The 24,720-nt window shown below is 43.5% G+C and carries 23 protein-coding genes and 1 riboswitch; of the genes, 12 read left to right on the forward strand and 11 right to left on the reverse strand.

Translation table 11 applies throughout. The annotated features are described in order from the left end of the window. Window positions 1-72: 72 nt before the first annotated feature. The 3 genes from AMBT_RS02740 (at window position 73) to AMBT_RS02750 (ending at window position 1,833) form a co-directional block, all read left to right on the forward strand. Window positions 73-381, forward strand: a complete 309-nt coding sequence (locus AMBT_RS02740; RefSeq protein ID WP_013783051.1) for a hypothetical protein — start codon at window positions 73-75, stop codon at window positions 379-381. Window positions 382-584: 203 nt separating this feature from the next. Further along, complete coding sequence (locus tag AMBT_RS02745; RefSeq protein ID WP_013783052.1) at window positions 585-1,544, forward strand: DnaJ C-terminal domain-containing protein; 960 nt, start codon at window positions 585-587, stop codon at window positions 1,542-1,544. Then, window positions 1,537-1,833, forward strand: coding sequence for a chaperone modulator CbpM (locus AMBT_RS02750; protein ID WP_013783053.1), 297 nt, complete (start codon window positions 1,537-1,539; stop codon window positions 1,831-1,833). The genes AMBT_RS02745 and AMBT_RS02750 overlap by 8 nt, the downstream gene beginning before the upstream one ends. A gap of 7 nt (window positions 1,834-1,840) precedes the next feature. Here AMBT_RS02750 and AMBT_RS02755 read toward each other — a convergent pair whose 3' ends face one another. Further along, window positions 1,841-2,761 carry a LysR substrate-binding domain-containing protein gene (locus tag AMBT_RS02755; protein ID WP_013783054.1) on the reverse strand — a complete coding sequence of 307 codons (921 nt, stop codon included), beginning with the start codon at window positions 2,759-2,761 and terminating at the stop codon, window positions 1,841-1,843. Between the two features lie 134 nt (window positions 2,762-2,895). Between AMBT_RS02755 and AMBT_RS02760 the strand changes: the two genes are divergently transcribed. Continuing rightward, window positions 2,896-3,129, forward strand: coding sequence for a hypothetical protein (locus AMBT_RS02760; protein WP_013783055.1), 234 nt, complete (start codon window positions 2,896-2,898; stop codon window positions 3,127-3,129). A 28-nt stretch (window positions 3,130-3,157) separates the two neighbouring features. On the opposite strand, the gene AMBT_RS21820 is transcribed toward AMBT_RS02760, so the two are convergent. The 5 genes from AMBT_RS21820 to AMBT_RS02785 all read right to left on the reverse strand — a co-directional run bounded on the left by AMBT_RS21820 (window position 3,158) and on the right by AMBT_RS02785 (window position 10,614). Next, window positions 3,158-3,889: a glycosyltransferase family 25 protein gene (locus AMBT_RS21820; protein ID WP_158306757.1), complete on the reverse strand. Its 732-nt coding sequence runs from the start codon at window positions 3,887-3,889 to the stop codon at window positions 3,158-3,160. Window positions 3,890-4,001: 112 nt separating this feature from the next. Then, entirely contained in the window at window positions 4,002-4,550 is a 549-nt protein-coding gene (locus tag AMBT_RS02770; RefSeq protein WP_013783057.1) for a YaeQ family protein, read from the reverse strand. A gap of 287 nt (window positions 4,551-4,837) precedes the next feature. Beyond that, the gene (locus tag AMBT_RS02775) at window positions 4,838-6,847 is read right to left on the reverse strand and encodes a RecQ family ATP-dependent DNA helicase (RefSeq protein ID WP_013783058.1); all 2,010 of its coding nucleotides are present in this window, start codon (window positions 6,845-6,847) and stop codon (window positions 4,838-4,840) included. A gap of 72 nt (window positions 6,848-6,919) precedes the next feature. Beyond that, on the reverse strand, window positions 6,920-7,876 hold the full coding sequence (locus AMBT_RS02780; RefSeq protein ID WP_013783059.1) for a YihY/virulence factor BrkB family protein: 957 nt from the start codon (window positions 7,874-7,876) through the stop codon (window positions 6,920-6,922). A gap of 125 nt (window positions 7,877-8,001) precedes the next feature. After that, window positions 8,002-10,614 (reverse strand): excinuclease ABC subunit UvrA, encoded by a 2,613-nt coding sequence (locus AMBT_RS02785; RefSeq protein ID WP_148259069.1) that lies wholly within the window; start codon window positions 10,612-10,614, stop codon window positions 8,002-8,004. 197 nt (window positions 10,615-10,811) lie between these two features. Between AMBT_RS02785 and AMBT_RS02790 the strand changes: the two genes are divergently transcribed. From AMBT_RS02790 to AMBT_RS02800, 3 genes are read left to right on the forward strand one after another with little or no spacing between them, the layout of a single operon-like run. Continuing rightward, window positions 10,812-11,321, forward strand: a complete 510-nt coding sequence (locus AMBT_RS02790) for a MarR family transcriptional regulator (RefSeq protein ID WP_013783061.1) — start codon at window positions 10,812-10,814, stop codon at window positions 11,319-11,321. Further along, the gene (locus tag AMBT_RS02795) at window positions 11,311-12,375 is read left to right on the forward strand and encodes an HlyD family secretion protein (RefSeq protein WP_013783062.1); all 1,065 of its coding nucleotides are present in this window, start codon (window positions 11,311-11,313) and stop codon (window positions 12,373-12,375) included. The genes AMBT_RS02790 and AMBT_RS02795 overlap by 11 nt, the downstream gene beginning before the upstream one ends. A gap of 10 nt (window positions 12,376-12,385) precedes the next feature. Continuing rightward, window positions 12,386-13,435, forward strand: coding sequence for a DUF2955 domain-containing protein (locus AMBT_RS02800; protein ID WP_013783063.1), 1,050 nt, complete (start codon window positions 12,386-12,388; stop codon window positions 13,433-13,435). Between the two features lie 50 nt (window positions 13,436-13,485). Here the strand turns inward: AMBT_RS02800 and AMBT_RS02805 are convergent, their stop codons facing one another. The 3 genes from AMBT_RS02805 to AMBT_RS02815 all read right to left on the reverse strand — a co-directional run bounded on the left by AMBT_RS02805 (window position 13,486) and on the right by AMBT_RS02815 (window position 16,739). Next, window positions 13,486-13,686 (reverse strand): hypothetical protein, encoded by a 201-nt coding sequence (locus tag AMBT_RS02805; protein ID WP_013783064.1) that lies wholly within the window; start codon window positions 13,684-13,686, stop codon window positions 13,486-13,488. Window positions 13,687-13,720: 34 nt separating this feature from the next. Then, complete coding sequence (locus AMBT_RS02810; protein ID WP_013783065.1) at window positions 13,721-13,960, reverse strand: hypothetical protein; 240 nt, start codon at window positions 13,958-13,960, stop codon at window positions 13,721-13,723. A 217-nt stretch (window positions 13,961-14,177) separates the two neighbouring features. Beyond that, a complete protein-coding gene (locus AMBT_RS02815; protein ID WP_041452719.1) occupies window positions 14,178-16,739 on the reverse strand; it encodes a TonB-dependent receptor plug domain-containing protein in 2,562 nt (853 codons plus the stop codon). Window positions 16,740-17,249: 510 nt separating this feature from the next. Between AMBT_RS02815 and AMBT_RS02820 the strand changes: the two genes are divergently transcribed. Beyond that, window positions 17,250-19,064 carry a DUF885 domain-containing protein gene (locus AMBT_RS02820; protein WP_013783067.1) on the forward strand — a complete coding sequence of 605 codons (1,815 nt, stop codon included), beginning with the start codon at window positions 17,250-17,252 and terminating at the stop codon, window positions 19,062-19,064. 178 nt (window positions 19,065-19,242) lie between these two features. Here the strand turns inward: AMBT_RS02820 and AMBT_RS02825 are convergent, their stop codons facing one another. Further along, window positions 19,243-19,956, reverse strand: a complete 714-nt coding sequence (locus AMBT_RS02825) for an alpha/beta fold hydrolase (RefSeq protein WP_013783068.1) — start codon at window positions 19,954-19,956, stop codon at window positions 19,243-19,245. A 423-nt stretch (window positions 19,957-20,379) separates the two neighbouring features. On the opposite strand from AMBT_RS02825, the gene AMBT_RS02830 reads away from it, so the two are divergent. The 4 genes from AMBT_RS02830 to AMBT_RS02845 all read left to right on the forward strand — a co-directional run bounded on the left by AMBT_RS02830 (window position 20,380) and on the right by AMBT_RS02845 (window position 23,539). Further along, entirely contained in the window at window positions 20,380-21,114 is a 735-nt protein-coding gene (locus AMBT_RS02830; RefSeq protein ID WP_013783069.1) for a MauE/DoxX family redox-associated membrane protein, read from the forward strand. Window positions 21,115-21,423: 309 nt separating this feature from the next. Then, window positions 21,424-21,975, forward strand: a complete 552-nt coding sequence (locus AMBT_RS02835; RefSeq protein WP_013783070.1) for a type 1 glutamine amidotransferase domain-containing protein — start codon at window positions 21,424-21,426, stop codon at window positions 21,973-21,975. Window positions 21,976-22,049: 74 nt separating this feature from the next. Further along, window positions 22,050-22,742 carry an SDR family oxidoreductase gene (locus AMBT_RS02840; protein WP_013783071.1) on the forward strand — a complete coding sequence of 231 codons (693 nt, stop codon included), beginning with the start codon at window positions 22,050-22,052 and terminating at the stop codon, window positions 22,740-22,742. Between the two features lie 272 nt (window positions 22,743-23,014). Beyond that, the gene (locus AMBT_RS02845; RefSeq protein ID WP_013783072.1) at window positions 23,015-23,539 is read left to right on the forward strand and encodes a DUF305 domain-containing protein; all 525 of its coding nucleotides are present in this window, start codon (window positions 23,015-23,017) and stop codon (window positions 23,537-23,539) included. 284 nt (window positions 23,540-23,823) lie between these two features. On the opposite strand, the gene AMBT_RS02850 is transcribed toward AMBT_RS02845, so the two are convergent. After that, complete coding sequence (locus tag AMBT_RS02850) at window positions 23,824-24,384, reverse strand: manganese efflux pump MntP (RefSeq protein ID WP_013783073.1); 561 nt, start codon at window positions 24,382-24,384, stop codon at window positions 23,824-23,826. 40 nt (window positions 24,385-24,424) lie between these two features. Continuing rightward, a riboswitch (yybP-ykoY riboswitch) is annotated at window positions 24,425-24,567 on the reverse strand. Window positions 24,568-24,720 lie beyond the last annotated feature (153 nt).

A 24,720-nucleotide genomic window follows, 5' to 3' on the forward strand; every position in this document is an offset into this window, starting at 1 on the left:
TCTTGGTATTTATCTAGGTTTTCGTTTAAGTTTAGCGTCTGCGAACGTTAGCCCCTAAGATGGACCCTATCGATGAAAAAACTTTCTAAAGTGCAAATTAAACAACAAGCACTTGTCCTTGATGTCGCGAACATGCTTGAAGAGCAAGGGCGCGCTGAAATTCCTGGCATGGTGCAGTGCTGGTTTGATATGAAATACGAGATGTTCCCAAGTTCTTTATTATTGCGCTTTCAGTTTGAAGATGAACAATCCTTAGCCGCCGCGGAACCGGAATTATTAAAATGGCGAAAGCGATTAAGCGCCGCCATGGTGAAAAAAGGGGTTATTCTAAAAGATATGCGAAGACACCTGGTCTTTACTGTAGAAGGGCCTGATGATTAAATCAGGTTTGCGTTTTTTGTGCGGGTCACATTGCATTAGCCCCTTCATTTTTAGCCTAAATTGAAGCCAAACTTCCTATACAACGTTAATCATAACCTTCCCCGTTTTTTGCAGTCCTGACGATATTTGATCAATATCAAACGATACTTTATCGGCATCCGCTATATTAAGTACTTTATAGTCACTACGCTGAGCATCATTGAATGGAATTTAAAGATTATTATCAGATCCTTGGTGTTAAAGAAGATGCTGATTTAAAGGAAATAAAAAAAGCCTATCGTAAGCTTGCCCTAAAGCTGCACCCAGATATGCAGCCTGACAGTAATTCCGATGAAGAATTTAAAGAATTAGTTGAAGCTTATGAGGTGCTTAAAGATCCGCAGCGCAGAGCTGAATATGACGAATTGAAAAAATATGGTGCTACTTCACACGATAATTTTCAACCGCCACCAGGCTGGCAGAGCAATAATGATTTCAATGGTGCTCACACTGGCGGGGACTTTTCAGACTTTTTTAATTCCGTATTTGGCGGTGGTTTTAATCAGGGGCCGCGTAGTCATCAAGCAGATGATTTTTCAGGGTTTAGCAATCACGGCCAAGATGCTGAGATTGAAGTGCCAGTATTCCTTGAAGATTTGTTTTCAGAAGCGCCAAAAACAATTCAGTTTTCGGTACCATCACTAGAAAACGGCCAGATAAAACACGTCAATAAAACCCTTAAAGTTAAAATACCAGTCGGCGTGGTTGACTCAGAGCGGATTAGGCTTAAAGGCCAGGGTGGCAAAGGGCAGGGGCAAGGTAGAGATGGCGATCTCTATTTACACATACGTTTAGTACCGCACCCATTGTTTGATGTTGAAGGGCATAACCTTGTTCTAACTGTACCTGTTTTACCGTGGGAAGCAGCACTGGGATGCAAGGTTGAAGTGCCAACGTTGACCGGCAAAATTAGTTTAAATATCAAGCCAAATAGTCAAACAGGCCAAAAATTACGGGTTAAGGGTAAAGGGCTTAAAATGAAAACCGGCGTTGGCGATATGATTGCAGTTTTAAAAATCGTTATACCAAACACATCCAGTGATGAAGACAACGTATTATGGCAACAACTAGCGGAATTAAAACACGACGACCCTCGCTCACAATGGAGTAAAGAAAATGGTTGATACGCTGCTAGTAATATCATTCGAAGAACTTTGCCAAGTTGAACGGTTAAACCAAGAATTGATAGTTGAAGTTATTGATTACGGGATAGCTGAACCTGTTTCTGGCGACGATAAGAACGACTGGATGTTCGATACCAGCAGTGTTCGTTGGGTCAAAAAAGCCATAACGCTATATTCTCAATTAGAGTTGGATTGGGTAGCGGTAGCGATGATTGTTGAGTTACTGAAACAAAAAGAAAAGCTGACGGAAGAGAATGAATATCTTCACCGTCGGCTAACGCGGTTTTAACCTGTTTTTACGTTTGTAGTGCTTCATGGTTTGCCATTTTTTCTGTAAGCCACTCACAGAAATGCGCTATGCGTTGTTGTTTTGGTGAGTTCTTTAGATATACAAAATGAGATTTCCAGCGCACTGGGTGGGGAATATCAATGGGTACCACCAATTGCCCTGATTTCAAATACTGACCAATCATAACATCAGAAGCTAACATAACACCCTGGCCTGCTAGTGCGGCGCTAACGGCAAGATCGCTCGAAGATACCACTGTCTTTCTTAGTATCTTATTTGAAAGATTAATTTTGCTGTGTTCAAAGTATGCTTCCCAACTTGCTTTCTCTTCTCCTGCAAGTGCGAGTAGGCGTGCCCCCAACATGTCTTTAACGCTATGCAGCTGCATTTGAGTTTGAAACTCAGGGGAGCAGGCGGGCACTACGCCATTTTCACCGAACCTTTGTACAATAAGGCTGTCATCCTTGGCCGCTGTGCTAGAGGTTGAAAAGCGAATGGCGATATCAATATCGCCTTTATGTAAGCTTTCAATGCGATTAGATGCTTGAATATTAATATTTATGGTGGGGTACTGATTAAAAAACTCGAATAAGTTGGGCATAAGCCACAATGCACAAAAAGCCTGAGTGGAGGTAACGGTTAAACTGCCTTCCAAGGGCTCTTCATGTACTTGATTCAAACCACTTACGATTTCACTAAAGCCTTTCTCACAGGATGCATAAAGGGTTCTGCCCGGCCCAGTTAGTAGCATTTTTCGAGCTTGCCTACGAAATAAGCTTACCCCTAAATTAGACTCTAGCTGCCGCATTTGTTGGCTTACCGCGGCTTGCGAGATATACAGCTCTTCTGCCGCTTTGCTGTAGCTTTGATGCCGGGCGGCTACTTCAAAACAAAGCAGGTTATTCAGCCATCGTAATCGTTTGTCCATTAATTGTTGTTATATAAGTTCAGCTTATCTTTTAAGTTAGTTTTTATCGTTGGTGAAGTAAAGGGTTAATCGCGACACTTACGTTACCGAATGAGGAAAAACTTACGAATTTATGTCGAAAAGGGATTGGCGAAATGAACATGAAAACGAGCAGGGTTGGCGCATGCTTTAGCGCGATAAAAATCAACATGACTAGGTTTGTGATTGGTAATTCTCGCGTTGGCAGCACACGTTCAATAGTGGGTGAACAGCCTATAATGGCTAATAAAGAAATGTCAGAAGAAAACAATGGAAGTGGTACTAAAAAAAGTATGTTGTCAAAAATGGGAGATAAGTTGTGCTTATCAAAGTGGAGTGCATTTAAGTAAGGGTATTTAAGAGAGTGTTTAGGCTTTCTCAATGATTTAAAAACCAAAAATTGAGGCAGAAATGTTTAAAAAGGTGAGCCTGGAATTTTATTAGATTAAAAACTTTCACAACAGGGTTCCCACTTACACTATTTCTTCTACCAAATTGGTCAATGTCGCTATGTAGCTTTCTTGTTTTAAACGGGTAAGGCTTAATACCTAAAGCTTTTATTTTATCTACTGCTAACCATTGAAGTTCAACGTCCAAGGGCCTAGAAAACGATTCTGTATATTTTAGCAACTTTTCAGCGCCACTATAGGAAATGACTTGTGCAGAAGCGCCAATAGGTAATTTATTATATTTGACCACAGAAACACCTTCAGACATGAAGACGGTTGTCGCAGAACGTTTCTCATGCACTTCGTTAAGGTTTATGTAGTCCCAAGGCTCGTTGATTTTATCTATTACTTTATCTAGTTGTTGAAAGCTATGCTCGAACATCACATCGTCTTCTAGTACTACGGCGAACGCTAGCTTGTGCTCGACAATAAAAGACCAGGCTTTTCTGTGGCTAAGAAAGCAGCCGATTTCCCCTAAGGTTAATTTTTTATAGTAATTTAGCTTGTTAGCACGCTTTGAATATCCTTGGTGCATAACATTATCTGACGAGCCTTTAATTGCCGTTATGACTGAAAATTCAGCTGAATAGTGTTTTGCGCTCTGCGTAAACAAGTTGAGTCGGTCGATGGACTCCGGCAAGTTAATTAGTAGTATTTTCACTTGGATATATATATAGAAGAATCATAACCAATCATGTTATTAGGTATTTATTGCAACATTATGTCGGCCAGAACAGCATCTAACGGCTATCTATTCGGCACCGTTAGAAAAATTACAAATGCTTTTCAATTTCCACTTCTATACATTCGCTCTTGCCAGCGCTTTCGATAGTTAGCCAAATTTGGCCATCTTGAACCGTTACTTGCATTTGCATTGAACGGTCTACGGCATTAGCCAACGAGGTAGAAAGGCTTTCTGGCAAGGTAAAAATAGATAAGTTCTTTCTTGTGCGTAGGCTGTTTTGTTCTTTCTTCCACCAAGCATCGAAGCTGTTATCTGCGTAAGCATAAATCATCATCTGCTGGCTTTGATTGCAGCCTTTTTTAATGCGTTGTTCGGACGGTTGGCCCAACTCAATCCACAGTTCTATTACGTCGCTGAAGTCCTTTTGCCAAATGTCTGGCACTTCGTCGTCAGATAACCCTTTTGTAAACTGCAGCTGTTCGTGAGCATTCACAATAAAAGCAACAATACGAAGCATCATGCGAGCATCGTTCTCAGAGGGGTGACGAGCAATAGTTAAATTGTGCTCATTGTAGTAATTGCGATCCATATCGGTAATTGATATATCCGCTTTAAAAATGGTTGCTTTAAGAGCCATGGTAATCCTGAGTATTTTGCTGAGCGCGTTATGTAAGGCCTAACGCTAGTCTTATTAATCTTTATACTTATATTTATTTGGCGCCCGCACTATTGTTATTTGGTGCTAGCACTTTTAGGTAGCGTTTTTATGCAAGTATACGAATTGGGCGGCGCGGTGTTACTGCGACACGGTGATACTGCGACACGGTGTAACTGAGACTCGGTGTAACTGATACACGATGTAACTGAGATTATATGCCGCGCATATTTGCCGCGTAGAGTAACAGATATTAGGGATAACAGGTATTAAGGCCTAGCACCTTCATCTAAAATCTCGCTAACAACGGCTTTCACATCCGCATATCTGCAAAACTCGCAGCTGCCAAACCCTGCAACTTGCCTTACTTTTAAACGGGTAAATAAAGGCATGGTCATGGCGGTTAAAAAACGGCAATAGATAGATTCAGTGATGGTTTCGTTAAACTTACCTTCAAGGTGAGTATTAAGGGCAGCCATCGCCTGGGCTACTTGTTCTTTATCTGGCTGGGGGATAGGCGTTGAATAGTCTAATTTGGCCACTTTACCATTGCACACACTGCAGTGGCCGCATTCTTTTGGCGCCTGTTGGTCATCAAAATACGCCGATAAGTTATAGTTTAAACAGGTGTTAAGCTCGAAGAACCGTACTAAGGCGGCAATACGTTTTACTTCTTTACGTTCATTTTCAGCAAAATAGTGGGCGAGGTTTTCGGCTAGGCTATTGGGTGAATCATCTGCTAACAGTGCTTGCTGATTAACCTCATATACATCGGTAATTAACCGCGACGCTAGCTCGATATGATTGTGTTCGTGTAAATATTCTAATGCCGTTACTACTCTTGCGCGTTCAGCCCCGTAGTGCTCAAAAATACTGTCGAAATTCACTACGCCCCATACTTTTTTCATATCGGTATGGGTGAAGACGGCGTTTAGAAAATCGCTTCGCTCTTTGCTAAATAGGTTGAGAATGTCGGCTTTGTCGGTATTAAAACGGTATTTGAACTCAGCAAAATAGGCGTATAAAGGGCGAATAACCTTGGCGAGTTCTAGTTGTACTAGCAAGGTTTTAAGCGGTAGCTGACGAATATTGCTTAAGGTCGACAAGCTATTTATTTGGGTTTCCCATTGATACGTACCGCCACTTGCGCCGCCGTGTGAGGCACTAGTACTTTGCTCAGGAGCTTGACTGGCAATGTCTTTAATTACCCGTTCAATAGCGGATTTGTCTGGCGTATCGCCATAAACAAAGTTTTCAATTGTCACTAGGCCATCTAGGTTGGCCAGCACCGTGCAGTTAGCGTTTTGTCCGTCGCGGCCACCTCGACCAATTTCTTGGCTGTAGTTCTCTATAGACTTGGGTAAGTCGTAATGTACAACAAAACGAATATCAGATTTATCAATGCCCATGCCAAACGCAATAGTGGCCACTACCACTTGTAGCTTGTTCACCATGAAATCTTGTTGAATGTTTTGGCGAATATCGCTGTCTAGTCCGGCATGATAGGCGCTTGCTGCGACCCCATTTTGTTGTAAAAACCGTGCGACTTGTTCGGCAGTTTGTTGCAACGTTACGTATACTATACCCGCGCCTTGTTGGCGTTGAAGTTCTTCCAGTAAGGCTTGGTTTTTATTCTTCTCAACAACCGGCAGTACATTCAAATTAAGGTTGGGCCGATAGAATCCCGTTTGCACAATATTATCTGGCGCAATATTAAACCGACGTGCCATATCAAGCTTCACTTTTTTAGTGGCCGTCGCAGTCAGCAGTAACACTAAGGGAATGTTTAATTCTTGCTGATAGGCTGGTAGTTTCAAGTAATCAGGACGAAAGTTGTGCCCCCATTCAGAGATACAGTGGGCTTCATCAATCACTAACATTGAAACTTGAATCGACTCTATAAACTGCCTGAAGCGTTCGTTCTTAAAACGCTCTACCGACACCATGAGTATTTTGCATTCACCAGAACGTACGTCGTTCATGACTTGCTTATTTTGTTCAGCGGTTAGTGTTAAATCGATGCTTGCGGCAGCTATGCCTTTACTATGTAAAAAGGCGAGCTGATCTTTCATCAGGGCCAACAATGGCGACACTACTAAGGTTAGATGTGGTAGTTGCGTTGCTACAAATTGATAGCATAACGACTTACCTGAACCTGTGGGAAATATGGCAAGTGACGAGCGCTGATTAAGCAGACTATCTACAACCTCTTGCTGACCACTACGAAACGATGGAAATCCAAAAAGGGTTTGTAACAATGAAGAGTAGTCTGTGGTCATTAAGCTGCACATTCCTGTATTTAATTAGGGGTATGATACCGCAATTAAGCAGGTGCATATTACCTCAATTTATCAATTCTCTTTCAAATCTTCCGGCGTATTATCAGCCACTACGGCATCTCGTTCACCCATAGGCTTGTCTTCACCCACGGTACTGTCTGCGGTAGTTTGAAGCTCAATTGACGAGTTTACTTCAGCGCCAATAAGTATGATGTAGGCGCTTAAGTACAGCCACATGAGTAGAATGATAATGCCACCTACCGAGCCGTAGGTTTTGTTGTAGCTAGCGAATTCATTCAAATAAATAGAAAAGCCATAAGATGCGGCAATCCATAATAAAGTGGCGAACAACGACCCCGGTGTAACCCATCGCCACTGTGCTGAACGTCTATGAGGTGCGTAACGGTATAGTGCAGAAAGTCCAATATTAAAGAGCAACAGCAATACAGGCCAGGTTATCCATGAAGCTTGCTTGAAGCTTATTAAGCCGCCAGAAATCCAACTTATTAATTCCGGAAGAACCGTAATGCAAACTAGCGCAACAATGACGGTGATTATCATGCAAATGGTGCCAGTTATGCGGGCAATTAAGCCTTTAAAAAAGCCTCTGCCATTGTCTTCGATATAGGTAATATTGCATGCGGTAATAAGTGCGTTGGCCCCTTTACTGCTACTCCATAATGATAAGAAAAGCGTTAGGAAGAAGCCCCATCCCAAGGCTGAGCTGGATTTTTGAGTAAGGTTTTTAAGTTGTTCTTCAATAATATAGCTGCTGTCGCTAGGCACTACGTTAACCAGCAAGGCCATATGATTTTGTAACTCTTCGGGTGACACCATTAAGCCATATAAGGAAATGGTGGCACCAAGAAGCGGGAATATCGCTAGTAAGCAGTAAAACGCAACGCCCGCGGCGATAAGAGGAATATTATGGCTTTGGATGTTGGTAAATGTACGTTTAACAATACTCCACCAGTTTTTTAGCGTTAACCCCAAAGCAGACTCTGCCTGAGTAGATTGCGTTGTGCTCATGTAATTCCGTTCACGTTACTTGTCTATGGGTTTATACAGCGCAGAGAACAAGTAAGATTACAAAAAAATACCTGCTAGTTCATTTGTTGTTACAGTTAACACGCGCGATAACCTGTTTAACGCTATTAACGTAGCGTGATAAAGGGGGCTGTTTTACTCTTATTGCATTTCGCAACTTCAGCAGGCGTGCCTTTAGCCACTATGTTTCCTCCAGCATCACCCGCACCTGGGCCAATATCTATAATGTAATCACTAGATGACGCAACTTGCATATTGTGCTCTACCATTACCACGCTGCTGCCTTCATCTACCAATGTATTTAAGTGTTTCATTAATAACGAAATATCCGCAGGATGAAGCCCGGTAGTAGGTTCGTCTAGTACGTAAAGGGTGTGTTTTTTGTCGGCTCGTTTTAGCTCGGTAGCCAGCTTTATTCGCTGTGCTTCTCCCCCTGAAAGTTCGGTGGCGGGTTGGCCTAATCGTAAGTAGCCCAAGCCCACTTTCACCAGCGCATCAAGCGCACGAAAAACTGGGGCTTCATTGGCGAATAGGTTATGTGCCTCTGCAACACTTAGCGACAGTACATCGGCTATCGATAATGAATTCCAGGTAACGTCTAATGTGTCTTGGTTGTAGCGTTTTGTATCGCAAACCGGGCACGGGGAATACACCGATGGCATAAAGAGTAATTCTACCGATACAAAGCCTACCCCCTCGCAGTTGGCGCACCTTCCTTTGGTGGTGTTAAACGAAAATCGACCTGCATCGTAGCGTCGTTTTTTTGCTAATGGTGTGGCGGCGAATAGTTTACGCACATGGTCGAATAGCCCTGTGTAAGTCGCTAAATTCGAACGGGGCGTTCTGCCAATGGGGGATTGGTTTACTACGACTAATCGCTTTATTTGTTCGGCATCGCTTGCTTTGTCGTCTGGGCTGTAACCCTCAATGCCACCTTCACTGCCACTATTAATATTGCTGCTATCTATATAGCCGCTAGCTGGTTGCTCTTCGTTGCTTTCCAGCAACGTGGCTTCGGTAATAACTGCTGCAGGGTTATTGCTAGCGGCGCTTTTGCCAGCAGAGCTATTAGTAGTAGCGTTTTTATCCGGCGCTCTGCTAGTGCCGAGTGACGCTTTCACTAACTCCACCAGTGCATGGCTGACTAAGCTCGATTTACCCGAGCCTGATACGCCGGTTACTGTGGTAATAGTGCCAAGGGGAAACGCGCAGTCGATACTATTAAGGTTGTTTTTAGTAATGGCTTTTAATGATAGCCAGCCTTTCGGGGCACGGTTGTGATGCTTAAGGGCCAAAGCGTTATTGAAAAGATACTGTGAGGTTATTGAATTCGATGCTTTTTCCAATGCATCGACAGGTCCGCTATATACCAACTCACCGCCGTTTAAGCCTGCATTGGGGCCTATATCCACAACCCAGTCAGCGTGTTTAATGACACGGGGATTATGCTCAACCAAAAATACGCTATTGCCTGCTTCTACTAGCATATCAAATGCGTCTAGCAATGCGGTTACATCGTTCGGGTGCAGGCCAGACGATGGCTCATCCATAATATATATCACGCCAAACAATTTCGATTTTATTTGGGTGGCTAGCCGTAACCGCTGTAATTCCCCGGCTGAAATCGACGTGGTGCTCCGCTCTAAGGAAAGATACCCCAATCCGAGTGCAATAATGGGTTTGATACGAGCAGCTATGTCTTTAGCAATGTTTTGAATAACCAGTGCCCGTTCGTTGTTTTGGGCTTCGGCTGTTTCAAGTAGCGTATTCAAATGTTCTACCACGTCGCTCAACGAAAGTTGAGAGAAGGCGGATATGTCTAGGCCGCAGAGCGTAACGGAAAGTGAAGCCTGTTTAAGCTTTTTCCCATGGCATTGTGGGCACGTTGAAACGGCAAGATATTGCGCGACTTTTTGCTTAATTTTTTCTTTTTGGGAGGTTTTGAAGGTTTCAAGTACATAGCGTTTAGCGCCAATAAACTTACCGTTATAGCTGGCGGGTTCGCCTTCTTCCCTCGCGGCTTGGGTCTGCGCCAAGGTATAGTTTCTGTATACCGGTACTTGGGGGGTATCGTCGGTGTATAAAATCCAATCTCGCGTAGATTCGGGTAATTCCTGCCAAGATATATCGACATCAATATCTAACGACAGTAGAACCCGCACTAAATTTTTACCTTGCCACGCGCCAGGCCAGGCAGCAATGGCTCCTTCACGAATGGTAAGGGTAGGGTCGGGCACCAGTTTGTCTTCGGTTACATCAAACACAGTGCCAATGCCATGGCACTTCTCGCAGGCACCCTCAACGGTATTTGGCGAGAAGCCATCAGCGTAAATAATCTTTTGATTTGCGGGGTAATCACCTGCACGGGAATACAGCATTCGAAGGCTATTCGAAATGGTGGTGATACTACCTACCGATGAACGAATTGAAGGCGTTCCGCGGTTCTGATGCAGCCCAACTGCGGGTGGCAGGCCCTCGATACTATCTACATCGGGCGTTTCAATTTGATCTATCAACCTTCTTGCATAAGGGGAAACCGAATCTAAATAACGATGTTGCGCTTCTGCGTACAAGGTGCCAAAGGCGAGTGAGGACTTACCCGAGCCAGAAATGCCCGTAAAGGCCACAATCTTGTTTCGCGGTATATCAACATCCACGTCTTTTAAGTTGTGAACCCGTGCACCACGAACCTGCAGAAAATTGTCGTTAGTTATTGTCATGCTTCCCTTACCATTTTTAATACTTTTCCACCTTACAAAATAAGGTGAACCTAGAATGAGTAAGCTGCATGCATTTATAACGATCATTTTGGTGGTCATAAAAAATCACGTGGAGGAAAGGTAAATACGACTTTTATTTACTTAGCGTGCTAAGTAATGTTATTGTAGTTAGCATGCTAAGTAACTTTGAGGTGAGTATGTCTGCACAAAAGCCGTTTCACGAAACGCTAGATTTTACGCTTGTTGGAAAGATGGGCCGAGTACACCGGTTATGCAGAGAAGCTGTTACGTTAACTGTTGAGCCCTTGGGGTTAACGCAATCAAGATGGCTCGCGTTAATGCATATCAATTTAATTGGCGAAGGGGTTACCCAATTAGCGCTGGCGCAAAGTTTAGGCATAGAAATGCCGTCGTTAACCCGCACATTAAAGCAGCTTGAAGAGCAGTCTCTAATTAGCCGCCAAGTTGATAACAACGATAAGCGCAGCAAAAAACTATATTTCACTCAAGACGGTCGCGTTGTTTTGAATTCGCTAAATGAAAAAATTGCGGATGTTAAGCAGCAGTTTTATGCAGGGTTAACCCATGAGCAGCTAGATGTAATGGCGCGTGCGTTGTTGCAAATAGAACAAAATGCCTCGGACTGCATTTCTCTACAGGAAACACGCAGAGCAAGTAAATTAGAGGAGGGGACTAATGACGCCTGATCAGAAATTTTCACTTTACGTAAGATTTTCTTTAATTGGTTTTGTGCTGGTTTTTATTTACTACCTTATTGCCGATACCTTCATGCCAGTTACGCCCCAAGCGCGAATTTATCACCCTGTTGTACAAGTAGCGCCTCAATTAAGTGGCGAAGTCACACAGGTTTTTGTTAGCAACAATCAAACGGTAAAAGCCGGCGACGTGCTATTTCAAATTGATAGAGGGCCTTACGACATAGCGCTAACGCAAGCAAAGTTAGCGTTAGATGATGCCAAATTACAAAACAAACGACTTGATACCAATATTAAATCGCTAGAGGCTCAAATTAAGGCTGCTAGTGCCAAGCTGCACGAGCAAAAGTTACTTCAACAACGCAGCACCGCGTTATATAAGCAACGCGCGATTTCAGAGCAAGAACTTGAGGCTATGCGGGCTAACTATGAAGCGAGTGTTGCCAATAAATCAGCCCTTGAAGCGCAGTTATCTGAAGCCTTATTGGCAAGAGGTGATTCGGGTGAAAATAACCTTACTGTTCGCCATGCCGCAAACCAGCTTGCCGAAGCCAAACTAAATTTATCATATACCCAAGTGCGTGCGCGAAATGATGGTGTTGTGTCTAACATGCAGTTACGTGAAGGGGCCTATGCAGTAAAAGGGAATCCGCTACTCGCGATAGTAACCAGCGAGACCGATTTGGTAGCCGATTTTAGAGAAAAGTCGTTAACGCACATGGCCGAAAGCAGTGTTGCTAAAGTGGTGTTCGATAGCTTACCTGGTGAAGTATTTGATGCGCATATTGATTCGTTTGAGGCCGGGGTTAGCGATGGCCAGTTAAGTGCAAATGGTACGTTAAGCGTTACCGAAACAAGTAATCGATGGGTGCGTGATGCTCAGCGTCAACGGGTTCATATTGTCCTGCAAGACAACGAAGCCTTAGTAGAAGGTATGCCAAGTGGTGCCCGTGCCACAGTTCAATTGTTACCTGAATCAACATTAGGCCAGTGGTTTGGTACGTTGCAAATTAACGCCATTAGTTGGCTGCATTACATTTACTAGCGGAGGCTAAATGTCGACAACAGTTAGCCAAGGGCCGCAGTTAGATGCCAACGGTCTGCGCCAAGCATTACGTGTAGCGGGTGGCTGTACCCTTGGCTTTGCCATCAGTAACTTGATGAACTGGCCTTATGGTATTTTCTTTACGGTTTATCCCATGTTGTTGCTGGGGTTAGTACCTGTTATTAGCAAGCCAGTGTTAAAGCAGTTCATCGCCAGCGCGGGGTTTAGCGCCTTTATTGTATTGGTATTGCAAGGGCTGTTTTCCCACATTCCAGTGGTGATGACCCTTATTGTGTTTCTATGCTTTTGTATCTTGTTCTATCAAATGAGCAGTGGCGGCGGCTTTTTGTTTGGAGCGTTAGGTGCAGTAGGGCTTTCAATACAGCTACACTTTTCAAGCTATGTAACCGGCGTAGATACTGTATACCCGTTAATAGTGAGTAACGGTGCAGCTACGCTTTTATCAATTGTTATTGCGGTTCTCATGCATGGCATATTTCCGGATGTTGCACCGCGCATACCTCGTGTTCCACCGCCTAAGGCGAAAGAAAGTATTCGTCACGAAGTGCTGTTATGTGCAAGTGTGGCAACCTTATCGTTTGTGGTGTTTCAAGCGTTGGATCTGCAAGACTCGATATCAGCTCAGGCGTCATCGGTGCTTATTCTATTTTCGCTTTGCTGGAAAGCGGCAAGTCTCGCTGGGTGGCAACGGGCTATTGGTACACTCATTGGTTGTAATTTAGCACTGCTGGCGCAATTGTTTTTGTACAATCACAGTGATTTTTTACTTTTTCCGGTGCTTGTGTTGTGGATTTTAGCATTCATTTTTAGCCGCTATCATATTTTAGGTGGCGGGATGCCGGGCATTGGGTTTGGTGTGCTAACCACGTTTGGTATTTTGTTTGGAAACTCGCTAACACCCAACCAAGATTTAGTTTACAGCGCGCTTTACCGTTTTAGCTCTGTGGCCGTAGCCATTGCCCTTAGTTTGAGTGCCGTTTACGTCATGCATCATATTTTAAATCGCTTTAGCGTTACCCGTCACCATACGTATGAATAGCAAAGTAGAATGACCAAGGGCTTGAGCCGAGTGTTTATCGAAAGCGGAAACTAACGGGTAAATAAGCCATACTTTTTTGCTACTTGGGTGCAAATGAACGTGGTCAAAAAAACGACCACAATCACCAAGAGCGTTTTAGCATTCTCTAAAGGCCAGATCATTTCTACAATCTTTACGGTGGTTACAGTGATAACAATAATACATGCCATTAAAAGGGTATAGCTTATAATCTGTTTAATATTCTTCAGCATATTGGCTCCTAATAAAGGGCCTTAGCCCCTAAAATTACTCATCAGTTGTGGATGTGGTGCGCTCGGACATCTTGTCGCCAACTTTACTACCTGCATATCCTAACCCACCAGAAATAGCACCTATAGCAGCACCAACCCAGCCACCACCACGGACACCGCCTAGAGCTCCTGCTCCCATCGATGCAGCTAATCCTGCTATGCTAAAATCGCCCCAGCAGTGCTCTGCGCACCCGCCTGATACAAGGTCTACCTCATTATTTGTAAGAACTTCCATTATTAATTTCTTCTAAAAGTGTTAACCCAAAAGTGGGAGCACTTAAAATACTCACGCTTGTTAACAAAGGTAACTGATCTTGAGAATAGTTCTTGCCGTGTAAGGAGGTTAAATACAAATTTACCGCATATAATTTTGATGGGAAAAAAGTAGAGCATAAAAATGCCGAATGTTTTCACATCCGGCATTTTTGTTGAGTTTTAACTTACAAGATTAATTAAAAGCTATAAGTCACTTTTCCGTAAACATAACGGCCCGTGAATCCATAGGGCGAGAAGCCCGAGTATGGGAAAATCATCGAGAAGGTCGTTACGTCATCAACTAAATCGCGTGTAGCTTCTGGGTAAACATCGAAGATGTTATTCGCACCAACCGATACCGCTAGGTTGTCAGTAAGGGCTACGCGAACATCTAAATCTGTGATCCACTCAGAAGGTATAATTTCGTTACGTGCTTCAATTGATGATGGGTCTTCTACTTCGCCGTATCGTGTGGTGCGCAATGTTGCATTGTAACGGTCATAAGACCAAGTTACACCAAGGTTCACTTTGCTATCTGGCGAGCTTGTCTCGAAACGACGCAGTTCTACATCGTCAAACAAGTTACTTTGATCGAAGCCTGCGCCTTGGAGCACTTCTGGCGCTTCTAAAATATCGGTCACTTCATTATCGTTGAAGTTAATACCCGCATTGAAGTTAAACGCACCAAAATCAGCTGTGTTTAATGTGTATGTAGAAACAATATCTACCCCTTCAGTACGTGAATTAATCGCGTTTAAGAAGAAGCGAGCTTGGTTAGCACCTGTGCCTTCGAGCAACGCTTCAATAGCATCACCCGATAGGTTGTTCGACAACACGATACGATCGTCAATATCAATACGGTAGAAATCTACGGTTAGGTTGAAATTGGCAGTAGGCGAGTAAGTGAAACCAGCGCTGTAGTTATCAGATTCTTCAGCATCAAGACCTGGGCTACCCAATGCCTGTGCAACATCACTTGAGGCGGCAAACGTACCCGTTTCAGTTGGCTCGCCATCCACGAACACAGTTGCAATAGAGGTGAAATGCTGCTGTTGTAAGGAAGGCGCTCTAAAGCCTGTTGAAACCGAGGCACGAAGTGCAAAAGTGTCAGTAACAGTAACGCGATTAGAGAGCTTCCAGTTAAAGGTACTGCCAAAATCTGAATAGTCTTCAAAACGACCTGCTACTGCTACGTTCCAGTTTTCTAGTACATCGGCTTCTACATCTACATAAAAGCTGTAGTTGTGACGTGTGTTTTCACCTGCTGACTCTGGCGTGAAGCCAGGGAAAACTTGTGAGCCAGCTGAGCCAAAAGGGCCATCAACAGGGTCGGTAACTACGCCACCTGGGCCAAACGTACCTTGGACATACGAGTTTTCTTCACCAGCGGTAATCTCATAGCTTTCGTGGCGGTATTCTGCACCCATAGCGAAGTTCATTTCGCTGAAGAAATAGCCTGTATCAACTAAGCGAGATGCATCAGCGTTAATAATGGTAGTGTTGTACTCCAGCTCACCCGCGTTAAAACTCGTTTGGCTTGTTGGTCCAAGCGATGTGTTCAAGCTATTCACTACGCTGTACTCTAAAGCATTGCCACCGTGGGTAAGTGACAAATCGTAGTTCCACACATCGCCGTAACCCTTAATGCCGCCTAGTACCGACATATCTTGAATATCGGTTTGAATAGATGGTAAGAAGCCGTCAGGGTAGATAGAAGTGATGTTACGGCTATCTGATGCTCTGCGGTAAAAACCGCCGCCAATAGAATCACGCGAACTAAAGCCCGCAGTACCGTAAAATTCGACACTGTCGTTAATGGCTTTACCTGCGTTTACAAACAGCGCGTAATCTTCTACTTCACCGTTACCATATACATGGTTGTAGCGGTTAACAGTGAATTCTCTTTCATCTAAATTACCATCAGCGTCACGAGTATAATTTTCGCGAGTATCGAAGTCTGAACGGTTCGACTCACCACGGTCGCGGTATTCAGCTGAAACATTTATAAATCCGTCATCGCCCCACTCAAAGCCCATATTGCCACGAAGGGTAAGGGTTTGTCCGTCGGTCAGTTCACGATCTGAACCTGTATTGATTGCAAGGTTGCCATCTGCATCGGCACTAACGCCCTCAAGGTTAGGCACGCCGTCCATTGTAGTTACGTTTGCACCGTAAGTGGCTGATACTTCACCGCCTTCGCTAGCGTCTTTCAATACAATATTGATAACACCAGCAATGGCGTCTGAACCGTATTGAGCCGCTGCACCATCGCGCAATACTTCAATGCGCTTAATCGCGTTAGCTGGTATAGCATTTAAATCCACAGCAGAAGAGCCGCGGCCCACAGAACCGTTTAGGTTAAGTAGTGCTGAAGTATGGCGGCGCTTACCATTTACTAAAACAAGCGTGTGATCTGGTGCTAAACCGCGAAGCTGTGCTGGGCGAACATGGTCTGTTCCATCAGTAACAGAAGGTTGCGGAAAGTTGAAGCTTGGCAACAACGAATTGAGGATCATGTTGGTTTCGGTTAAACCAGTGGCTTCAATAGAAGACGCATCGATAATATCGATAGGAACCGGAGAGTCATTAACAGTGCGGCCTACGCGGCGCGAACCAACAATTTGGATTTGCTCAACATCTTGCTCGTCGATGTTGGTTTGTTCTTGAGCCATTACCGACGTTGAAAACGGTATAGCCGCTATAGCACCTGCGATCAAGGAAAGCTTGAAAACAGAAGCGTTAAAATTTGCTTGTTGCATTGTGTGTTCCTGAATTTTTATAAGTGTATTTTTAAAGCGAATGAACGTTGCAGTAGCGCAGTGCTTTTGCATGCACGAGTTACACGTATTTTTGGTACGCATACTGCTGTTACTTCTTTTCTGTTGCGGGGTGCAGCTAAAAGCCGTGTTGTCTGATAAGACTTATAATTATTAGATGTGATAAACGAGTTTCGTTTATGGAGCTGAGTTAAGCACAAAATCAATTAGTCATACAATACTAAAGTTGTAAATTTTTAATAGTTTCGATGAGACGTGTATTTCAAGCGGCGGCATGTCGAATTTTCGCGATGAAGCATTTCATTTCAGAAAGCGAAAGAGGACGAAATCTTTCTATAAAGTTTTTTAACTTCTACGTATGGAAGAAATCTCTTAAATTGGCTTTGTCTTTCTTTTAATTGACTTTATTGCTTACCTGCATAATGTAGAACTCGCAAACGCAAATTTCAGCGTCTAAATTGTATAGAACAAATAACAATAACAGGGATACAGATGAAAACTTTCTTTAAATGGTTAGGCATAGGTGTGCTGGTAATTATACTGGGTGCAGCCGCCTGGGGTACACACGAGTGGAATGCTGAAAAGCCATTTTCATTTCGCGTATTTTTAGATAGAACCCTTATTCAGCAGGCATTGAAGAGCCCCCAAACGTTGACCTCAATTGGCGTGTTAGATGGTATGGGCATAAAAGGTCATAACGCCCATTTGGACGATGCCAGTTTAGCGTCTTCACAAGCCACGTTTGATGAGCTTATGCAGGTTAAAAATGTGCTTGTGCAGTATGAAGATTTGGATGAAGATCAGCAATTATCCAAAGACATCGCGCTGTACTTACTCAACACCTTAAGCGGGTTCGAAAAGTACCAATATCATAGTTACCCCTTTAACCAAATGTCAGGGGCACAGAGCAACTTTCCTAGCTTTATGGATGGGCAGCACCCGATTACCGATGTAGAAAGCGTTGATTTCTACATTAGCCGTTTAAGTGAAAGTAAGCGCTATTTCACTCAAATGCTTGAAGGGATGAAGTTGCGCGAAGAGAAGAATATCCTTCCGCCACGCTTTGTTATTCAGCGAGTCATTGACGAAATGCAGGGGTTTATCGATAAGCCAGTAAAAGAAAACATTCTGTATACCTCGGTTCAGCGCCGCATGAAAGAGTCTGATGAAATTGTTGAAGCTGACTACGACGGGCTTTTATCCAACGTTGCGACTGAAATAGAAAATACGGTTTATCCTACTTACCAAATGCTCATCGATTACTTTACAGGCCTTAAGCCAAAAGCGGGAACCGACGATGGCTTATGGCACTTAGAGGGGGGAGGCGAAGCTTATAAACTTGCCCTGCGTTTTTTTACTACCACCGATTATTCTGCCGACTATATTCACAATGTGGGTTTATCAGAGGTTGACCGTATACAAGCTGAGATTCTGGCGATATTAGCGCAAGAAAGATTTGATGTTAGCCAAGGATTTACTGCTGCAATAAATACGCTAGCAGAGGACGAACGCTTTTATTACCCAGATACCGCCGAAGGACGGGAGCAAATTCTAGCCGATTATCAAACTATTCTAGATGAAATTGACGCAGGCCTTGGCGATGCGTTTTTAGTACGCCCAGAAGCGGGTATGGAAGTGAAACGTATTCCACAGTTTAAAGAAAAAACAGCTCCAGGTGCGTATTATGAAGCCCCCGCGTTTGATGGGTCTCGCCCGGGCGTTTTCTTTGCGAATCTTTACGATATTAAAGCAACCCCTACCTACAGCATGCGAACACTTGCTTATCATGAGGGGATACCGGGTCATCACTTTCAAATTGCCATTGCAATGGAGCTAGAAGGTTTACCTATTTTTAGAACGGTCGCTCCCTTCGTGGCCTATATCGAAGGCTGGGCGCTTTATTCAGAACGCTTGGCGTGGGACCTCGGTTTTCAAGATGATCCGTTTGATAATATCGGTCGCTTACAAGCCGAGCTTTTCCGGGCGGTAAGGCTAGTGGTTGATACTGGTATCCATGCGAAACGCTGGACCCGTGAAGAAGCCATTGACTACATGCTAGCTAATACAGGTATGGCCGAGTCTGACGTAACCTCAGAAATCGAGCGCTATATTGTTATGCCAGGGCAAGCAACGTCTTACAAAGTGGGCATGATGAAAATTCTTGAGTTGCGTGAAAAAGCCAAACTAGCGTTAGGTGATAAGTTTGTTTTAGGTGAATTCCATGATGCGGTTCTGAAAAACGGGGCCGTGCCATTAGATGTACTAGAGCAAATTATCGATAAGTATATTGCCGACACGCTTAGTTAAACTGTTGATAATACCAAACTAAGCAATTGGCAGTAGGCTTGCCCGACGATTCCTATTAAAGATGGTTGTTTAACCCGGCTAGGTAAAGCCAAAGTAGCTTAATAACTACGAGGCGTTACTGCTTAGCGTAACGCCTTTTTTATAAGTAGATTTTAATAAGTGTCTGAAGGGAAACAGACTAGGTTAACCCGTTTACAAACTCCTGAATGCAACCGTTCACTGTAGCGTGTTGTTCTGCAAAGACCATATGGGTGCCATTTTCTATAATGTTTAGTTTTGCGTTAGGTAATTGGCCTAACAGGAACTCAGAATATTTCACCGGTGTCATAATATCTTTGTTACCCACAATAAGCTGTACTGGCAATGTAATGCTACCTATCTCCTGCATAACGTCAAAGTTGTCACAAGCCGTAAAGTCTTTCAGCATCACTGCGGCGCCATTGTTAATGATTGCCGAATTTACCTCAGTTCTTAACGGCTCTTGCAGTTGTTGGTTTGAAGCCAATAGGTAATCGGGGAATGCTCCGCCTCCTTCTATAAGCGCTGCTAGTGACGTAAGCAGTTGTGGCATTACTTTTAATTTAGCGCCCGCACCTATTAGCACCAGTGCTTTAAATCTACTTGAATCAAAAGTCGTTAATTCGCTTGAAGCCAGCAGAGCAGCCTGCATGGCTACGGCACTTCCTAAAGAATGACCCACCAACACCACGTCTGTTAAATCTTCTTGTTCAACGGTGTTAAGCACCCATTGAGCAATGGATTTTACATCGCATAATGCTTCGCCATCAGGGTGCCCAGGAAAATTTAAAGCAATGCTGTTGTTGAAAAACGATACTTGGTGCGCCCACACGTTATTCGTGCAACCTGAGCCATGTAAAAATACGAATGTCATCCTAAATGCCTTTTCGAGAGTTCTACTCACTCTATAACGAAAGGAATTAATATTCTACGCTCTAAACGATAAGGCCAGCAATCGATTGCGCGTTATCGCCCTACAGATTTCTCCGAGAGATACATCCGACAGATTCCCCCCAAAGAGACATATTCGATAATGCCTACAATAACCTTGAGTACATATCGGTATAGATATTGTAACGGTATTGATGAAGGTACCTAGAACCGAAGGGTTTGGGCCGTTAATTGTGAGGAATTTACAGCTTCATGAACTATTCGCGTAAGGATTTCACATGACGGATCTCTTCTCGCTATCTAATTTAGAGGCAGGTTTGAGTAAAGACGAGTTTGGCGCTTATTGCGACATTAGCTACAACCTTTTCTGTTAGCTATTGGCGCGAGTGAGACTAAGGAGAGCATGATGAGTAAAACTGCAATTTTGTACAGAATGGTGACCGATAATCATATTTGTCCGTTTGGTTTACGTTCCAAAGACTTGCTAGAGAGAGAAGGGTATAACATAGATGATCGTCCCCTCACTTCTAGGGAAGAAACCGACGCGTTCAAGGCAAAGCACAACGTTAAAACAACCCCACAAACGTTTATAAATGATGAGCGTATTGGTGGGTACGACGATCTTCGTGCTTTTTTTAATAAAGGTGAAGCAGGGCAGTCGGGTACCACCTATACCCCAGTAATAGCTATATTTTCGGTAGCTGCGTTATTAGCGTTAGCATTTCAATATACGGTAGCAGGTGCGTATTTTTCCATTCGTACTCTCATGCTGTTTATCGCGTTTTCGATGTCGCTGCTGGCAGTACAAAAACTCAAAGACCTATTCAGCTTTACTAACTCGTTTATTACCTACGATTTGCTAGCAATGAAGTGGCTACGATACGCCTATATTTACCCGTTTGTAGAGGCTTATGCTGGTATTGGTATGGTAGCTCAACTACCCGCGTTAGCGGTGGCGCCGTTCTCCCTATTTATAGGTACGGTGGGAGCGGTTTCAGTGGTCAAAGCGGTATACATCGATAAACGTGAACTCAAGTGTGCCTGTGTAGGGGGCGATAGCAACGTGCCATTGGGCTTTGTTTCGCTAACCGAAAATCTATTCATGATAGCCGGTGCTCTGCTGATGTTTTTCTATATGTAGCTGGGTTTATCCTCATGTAAAACCTTCACAAATGCTGAAAAAGTCGCATGCCAAAGGTTCCGGCTAAAGCACTATAACTTTTTGGCCTGAATGAAAGTTCAGTATAAACAAGTGATTAAGAGGTTTTGGGTGATGGTTTGGTTATTGCAGTCACAAGTTACATATATAAGTTTGTTATTGGAATTGCCAGCTTAGAAGGTGTTCCGCTGATGAGTGTTCATCCGGTTAATCTTCGTTTTTCAGCTTTGCGTTATGCAAACAACTGAATGGGAAGCGGCAATAATGTTGAGTAGAAATAGGAGTTTTACAATGAGCAACCAGCAAAATTTAGAAGGCAAAAAAATCGCTATTTTAGCTACTGATGGTTTTGAGCAAAGTGAACTGGTGCAGCCAAAAGATATGCTTACCGAGCAAGGCGCTACAGTAGAGATACTTTCAATTGATGATCAAAGCAGTATCACTGCATGGAATGAGGGGAATTGGGGTAAACAAATATCGGTAGATGCTCAAGTTTCCTCGGTATCGCCAAGTGATTACGACGCGCTCGTATTGCCTGGCGGCCAAATTAACCCAGATATCTTACGTACTAATAACGATGCGGTTTCATTTATTAAGCAAGCCCACGCAGAGCCTCGCATTAAAGCACTTGCTGCTATATGTCATGGGCCATGGTTACTGGTTGAATCTGAGCTAGCAAGAAACAGTACAGTTACTTCTTTTCCCAGTATCAAAACAGATTTAATTAATGCCGGTGCTACCTGGAAAGATGAGCAAGTGGTACAAGATGGCAAATTGGTAACCAGCAGAAATCCAGATGACATCCCAGCTTTTGTAGAGAAGATTAGTCAACTCATTGCTTAGGTTTGTAAAGTGAGAATATAAACTCACAGGTAGAATTTTAAGCGAGCAAGTAATTAGCGTTAACAGGAGTATGCATGTCTAGTCAGAAAACAGGTTCAAAGGTAATTGTAATAACCGGTGCGTCAAGCGGGATAGGCAAAGCGACTGCACAAGCACTGGTAGATGAAGGTAATAAAGTTGCCTTAATTGCCAGAAGTGAAGACAAGCTTAACGATTTGGTGGCAGATCTTGGCGAGGCTAATGCCTTTGCCGTTACTGCCGATGTGAGCGATTTCAATGATTTAGAGAAAGCATTTAGCAAAGTGGCTCAGCATTATGGCCACGTAGATGGAGTATTTGCAAATGCCGGTACAGGTGCAAAAAGTGCCGGTATTGAGAACGGCGACGTTGCTGAATGGAAAAGTATGTTAGGCGCAAACGTGAACGGCTTGCTGTACACCGCAAAGCTTGGGCTTCCTTTGCTGAAAAAGACTAAAGGTCACTTTATTCTAACAAGCTCGGTGGCAGGGCGTATTGCTTTAAAAGGCTCGGTTTATGGCGCAAGTAAATGGTTTGCCTACGGTTTTGGCCAAAACTTAGCGGAAGAAATGAGAGAGTGGGGCGGTAGATGTACCACAATTTGCCCTGGAATGGTGAACACCCCTTTCTTCGATGAGCCCAAGGAAGACAAACTTCAGCCCGAAGATATAGCAAAGTCGGTTGTGTTTGCCCTTTCAGCTAACGATTCGGCCTGCGTACGAGAAGTGTACGTTATGCCAACATCGTAAATAATGTAACAGGCTCAATTGCCTACAAGTTCGCAGTAGGCATATAGCAGGGGATGTAAGAAATCCCCTGCTATATGCATTGATGATTCAAAGTTTTCACAAGTTTGTCGTTACATTTGCCTCCACTCTTATCTACTCAATCTTCGGTCAAATCCGGAAGTGGAATTTGGGAGTTGAATTTGACAGTTGAATTTGGCAGTTCAACAAACGCCTAGCGTATTTTAAGCGAGAATGAAATTATTCAAACAGCTCAATATTGGTAAGGAATACATATGAAATATTCAAGATTTGCAGCGATGATAGTCACCTCTACCATCGTCATGTTTATCATGATGTACCTAAACACTTATGCCATTTCCCATATTTGGTTTAGCGAAACCCGTACTTATATGGCGTTGTATATGGGCGCGGGAATGGCAATCATCATGCTCTCGTTTATGTTGGGTATGTATACCAATAAGAAACTGAACGCGTCTATATTCATTGCTGCAATCGCCTTGTTTGCGGTGTGTTTATACTTAGTTCGGTCACAAGCAACTGTTTCAGATTCAGCGTATATGAAGGCGATGATCCCTCACCATTCAATTGCAATTCTTACTAGTGAACGGGCAAATATAGAGGATACTCGAGTGCGTGAACTCGCTGACAATATCATCTTAGCGCAGCGCAGAGAGATAAAAGAGATGGAGTGGCTTGTTAAGGATATTGAGAGCAACGGAAAAGTTACTTCGGCAGCTGAAGCTGAAAAGCGTTCTGTGCCGAATTTCGAGGCAAAACTAAATCCAGAGGTTAATTAGGCATGCAACGTGACTAACAATGGAGCGGGGAACACTTGCTCCGACCAATAACGACTAACGCAAGTGGGCGTACAATGCTCTATACGCTAACCGGCAGTATTCGTTAATCACTATGAAAGGGGCGAGCATGCTGTCTAGGTCGCCCTTGATTTAGTGAACTATAGATAAAGCTGAGTCTATGAAGAAGACAGTTAGCGATTACAGATATGTGCAACTACGTTAAGTAGCGGCATTGTTATAGTGTCGTATTCTAAAAACTATTGAATTCTAAAGAGTATTGAATTCTAAAGAGTGTGGGTTGCAAAAATCCACATACCCACCGAAATAAGTATGACTCCACCAAATGTCTCGGCTCGTTTGCCTATTAAAGAGCCCATTAAACTACCCAGCATAATACCTATCGTTACCATCAAAAACGTGGCCAAACCAATTAAGCCGGAGGCCGTCATGATATTTACATCAACAAATGCAAGGCTTGCGCCAACCGCCATTGCGTCTATGCTAGTACCAAACGCAGTCACACATAGCAAAATAAACGACTGCTTTTGCGTTTTACTTTCATCATCAATGGCAGGTTGAAAGCTTTCAAAGACCATATAAACGCCTAAGCCGGTAAGAATAATCAACGCAATCCAATGATCCCACGCTTCTACATAAGAAGAAGCTGCACGCCCTATTATCCAACCTACAATAGGAGTGGTTGCTTCTATTAAACCAAATGTAAAGCCGACTTTGATAGCAAAGCTAAAACGAGGATTCTTTATTTTGACACCCTTACCTATAGCGGCAGCAAAAGCATCAGTAGACATAGCAAAGGCAAGTAAAATGAGAGCAAAGATACTCATACTTCAAAACTCCGGTCAGGCAATATTGAGTCCACGATAAAACCACACGCCTGACCTTAGGGCATGGAAATATCGATGGTCTCGCCAACCAAGTGGTGTTTGTACCATGGTCATGTGACCAATTATGTTGACACAAACTTTTCCATGGATAATGGAAACAGGCTACTCCCCAACGAAGTGTAAATAATAATATAAATTTTGGAACCAAAGCAACTTGATTAAGCACAAGATTTGCTTAGTAATATTTAAGTTAGGTGGCGCGTTGCGATTTTCTCAAAAGAATAAGCGTCTACTAGTCACATCAGACGCGTTAAACCCGCTTGATGCGTATACCGT

It is taken from the genome of Alteromonas naphthalenivorans (assembly GCF_000213655.1).
Lineage (GTDB): Bacteria > Pseudomonadota > Gammaproteobacteria > Enterobacterales > Alteromonadaceae > Alteromonas > Alteromonas naphthalenivorans.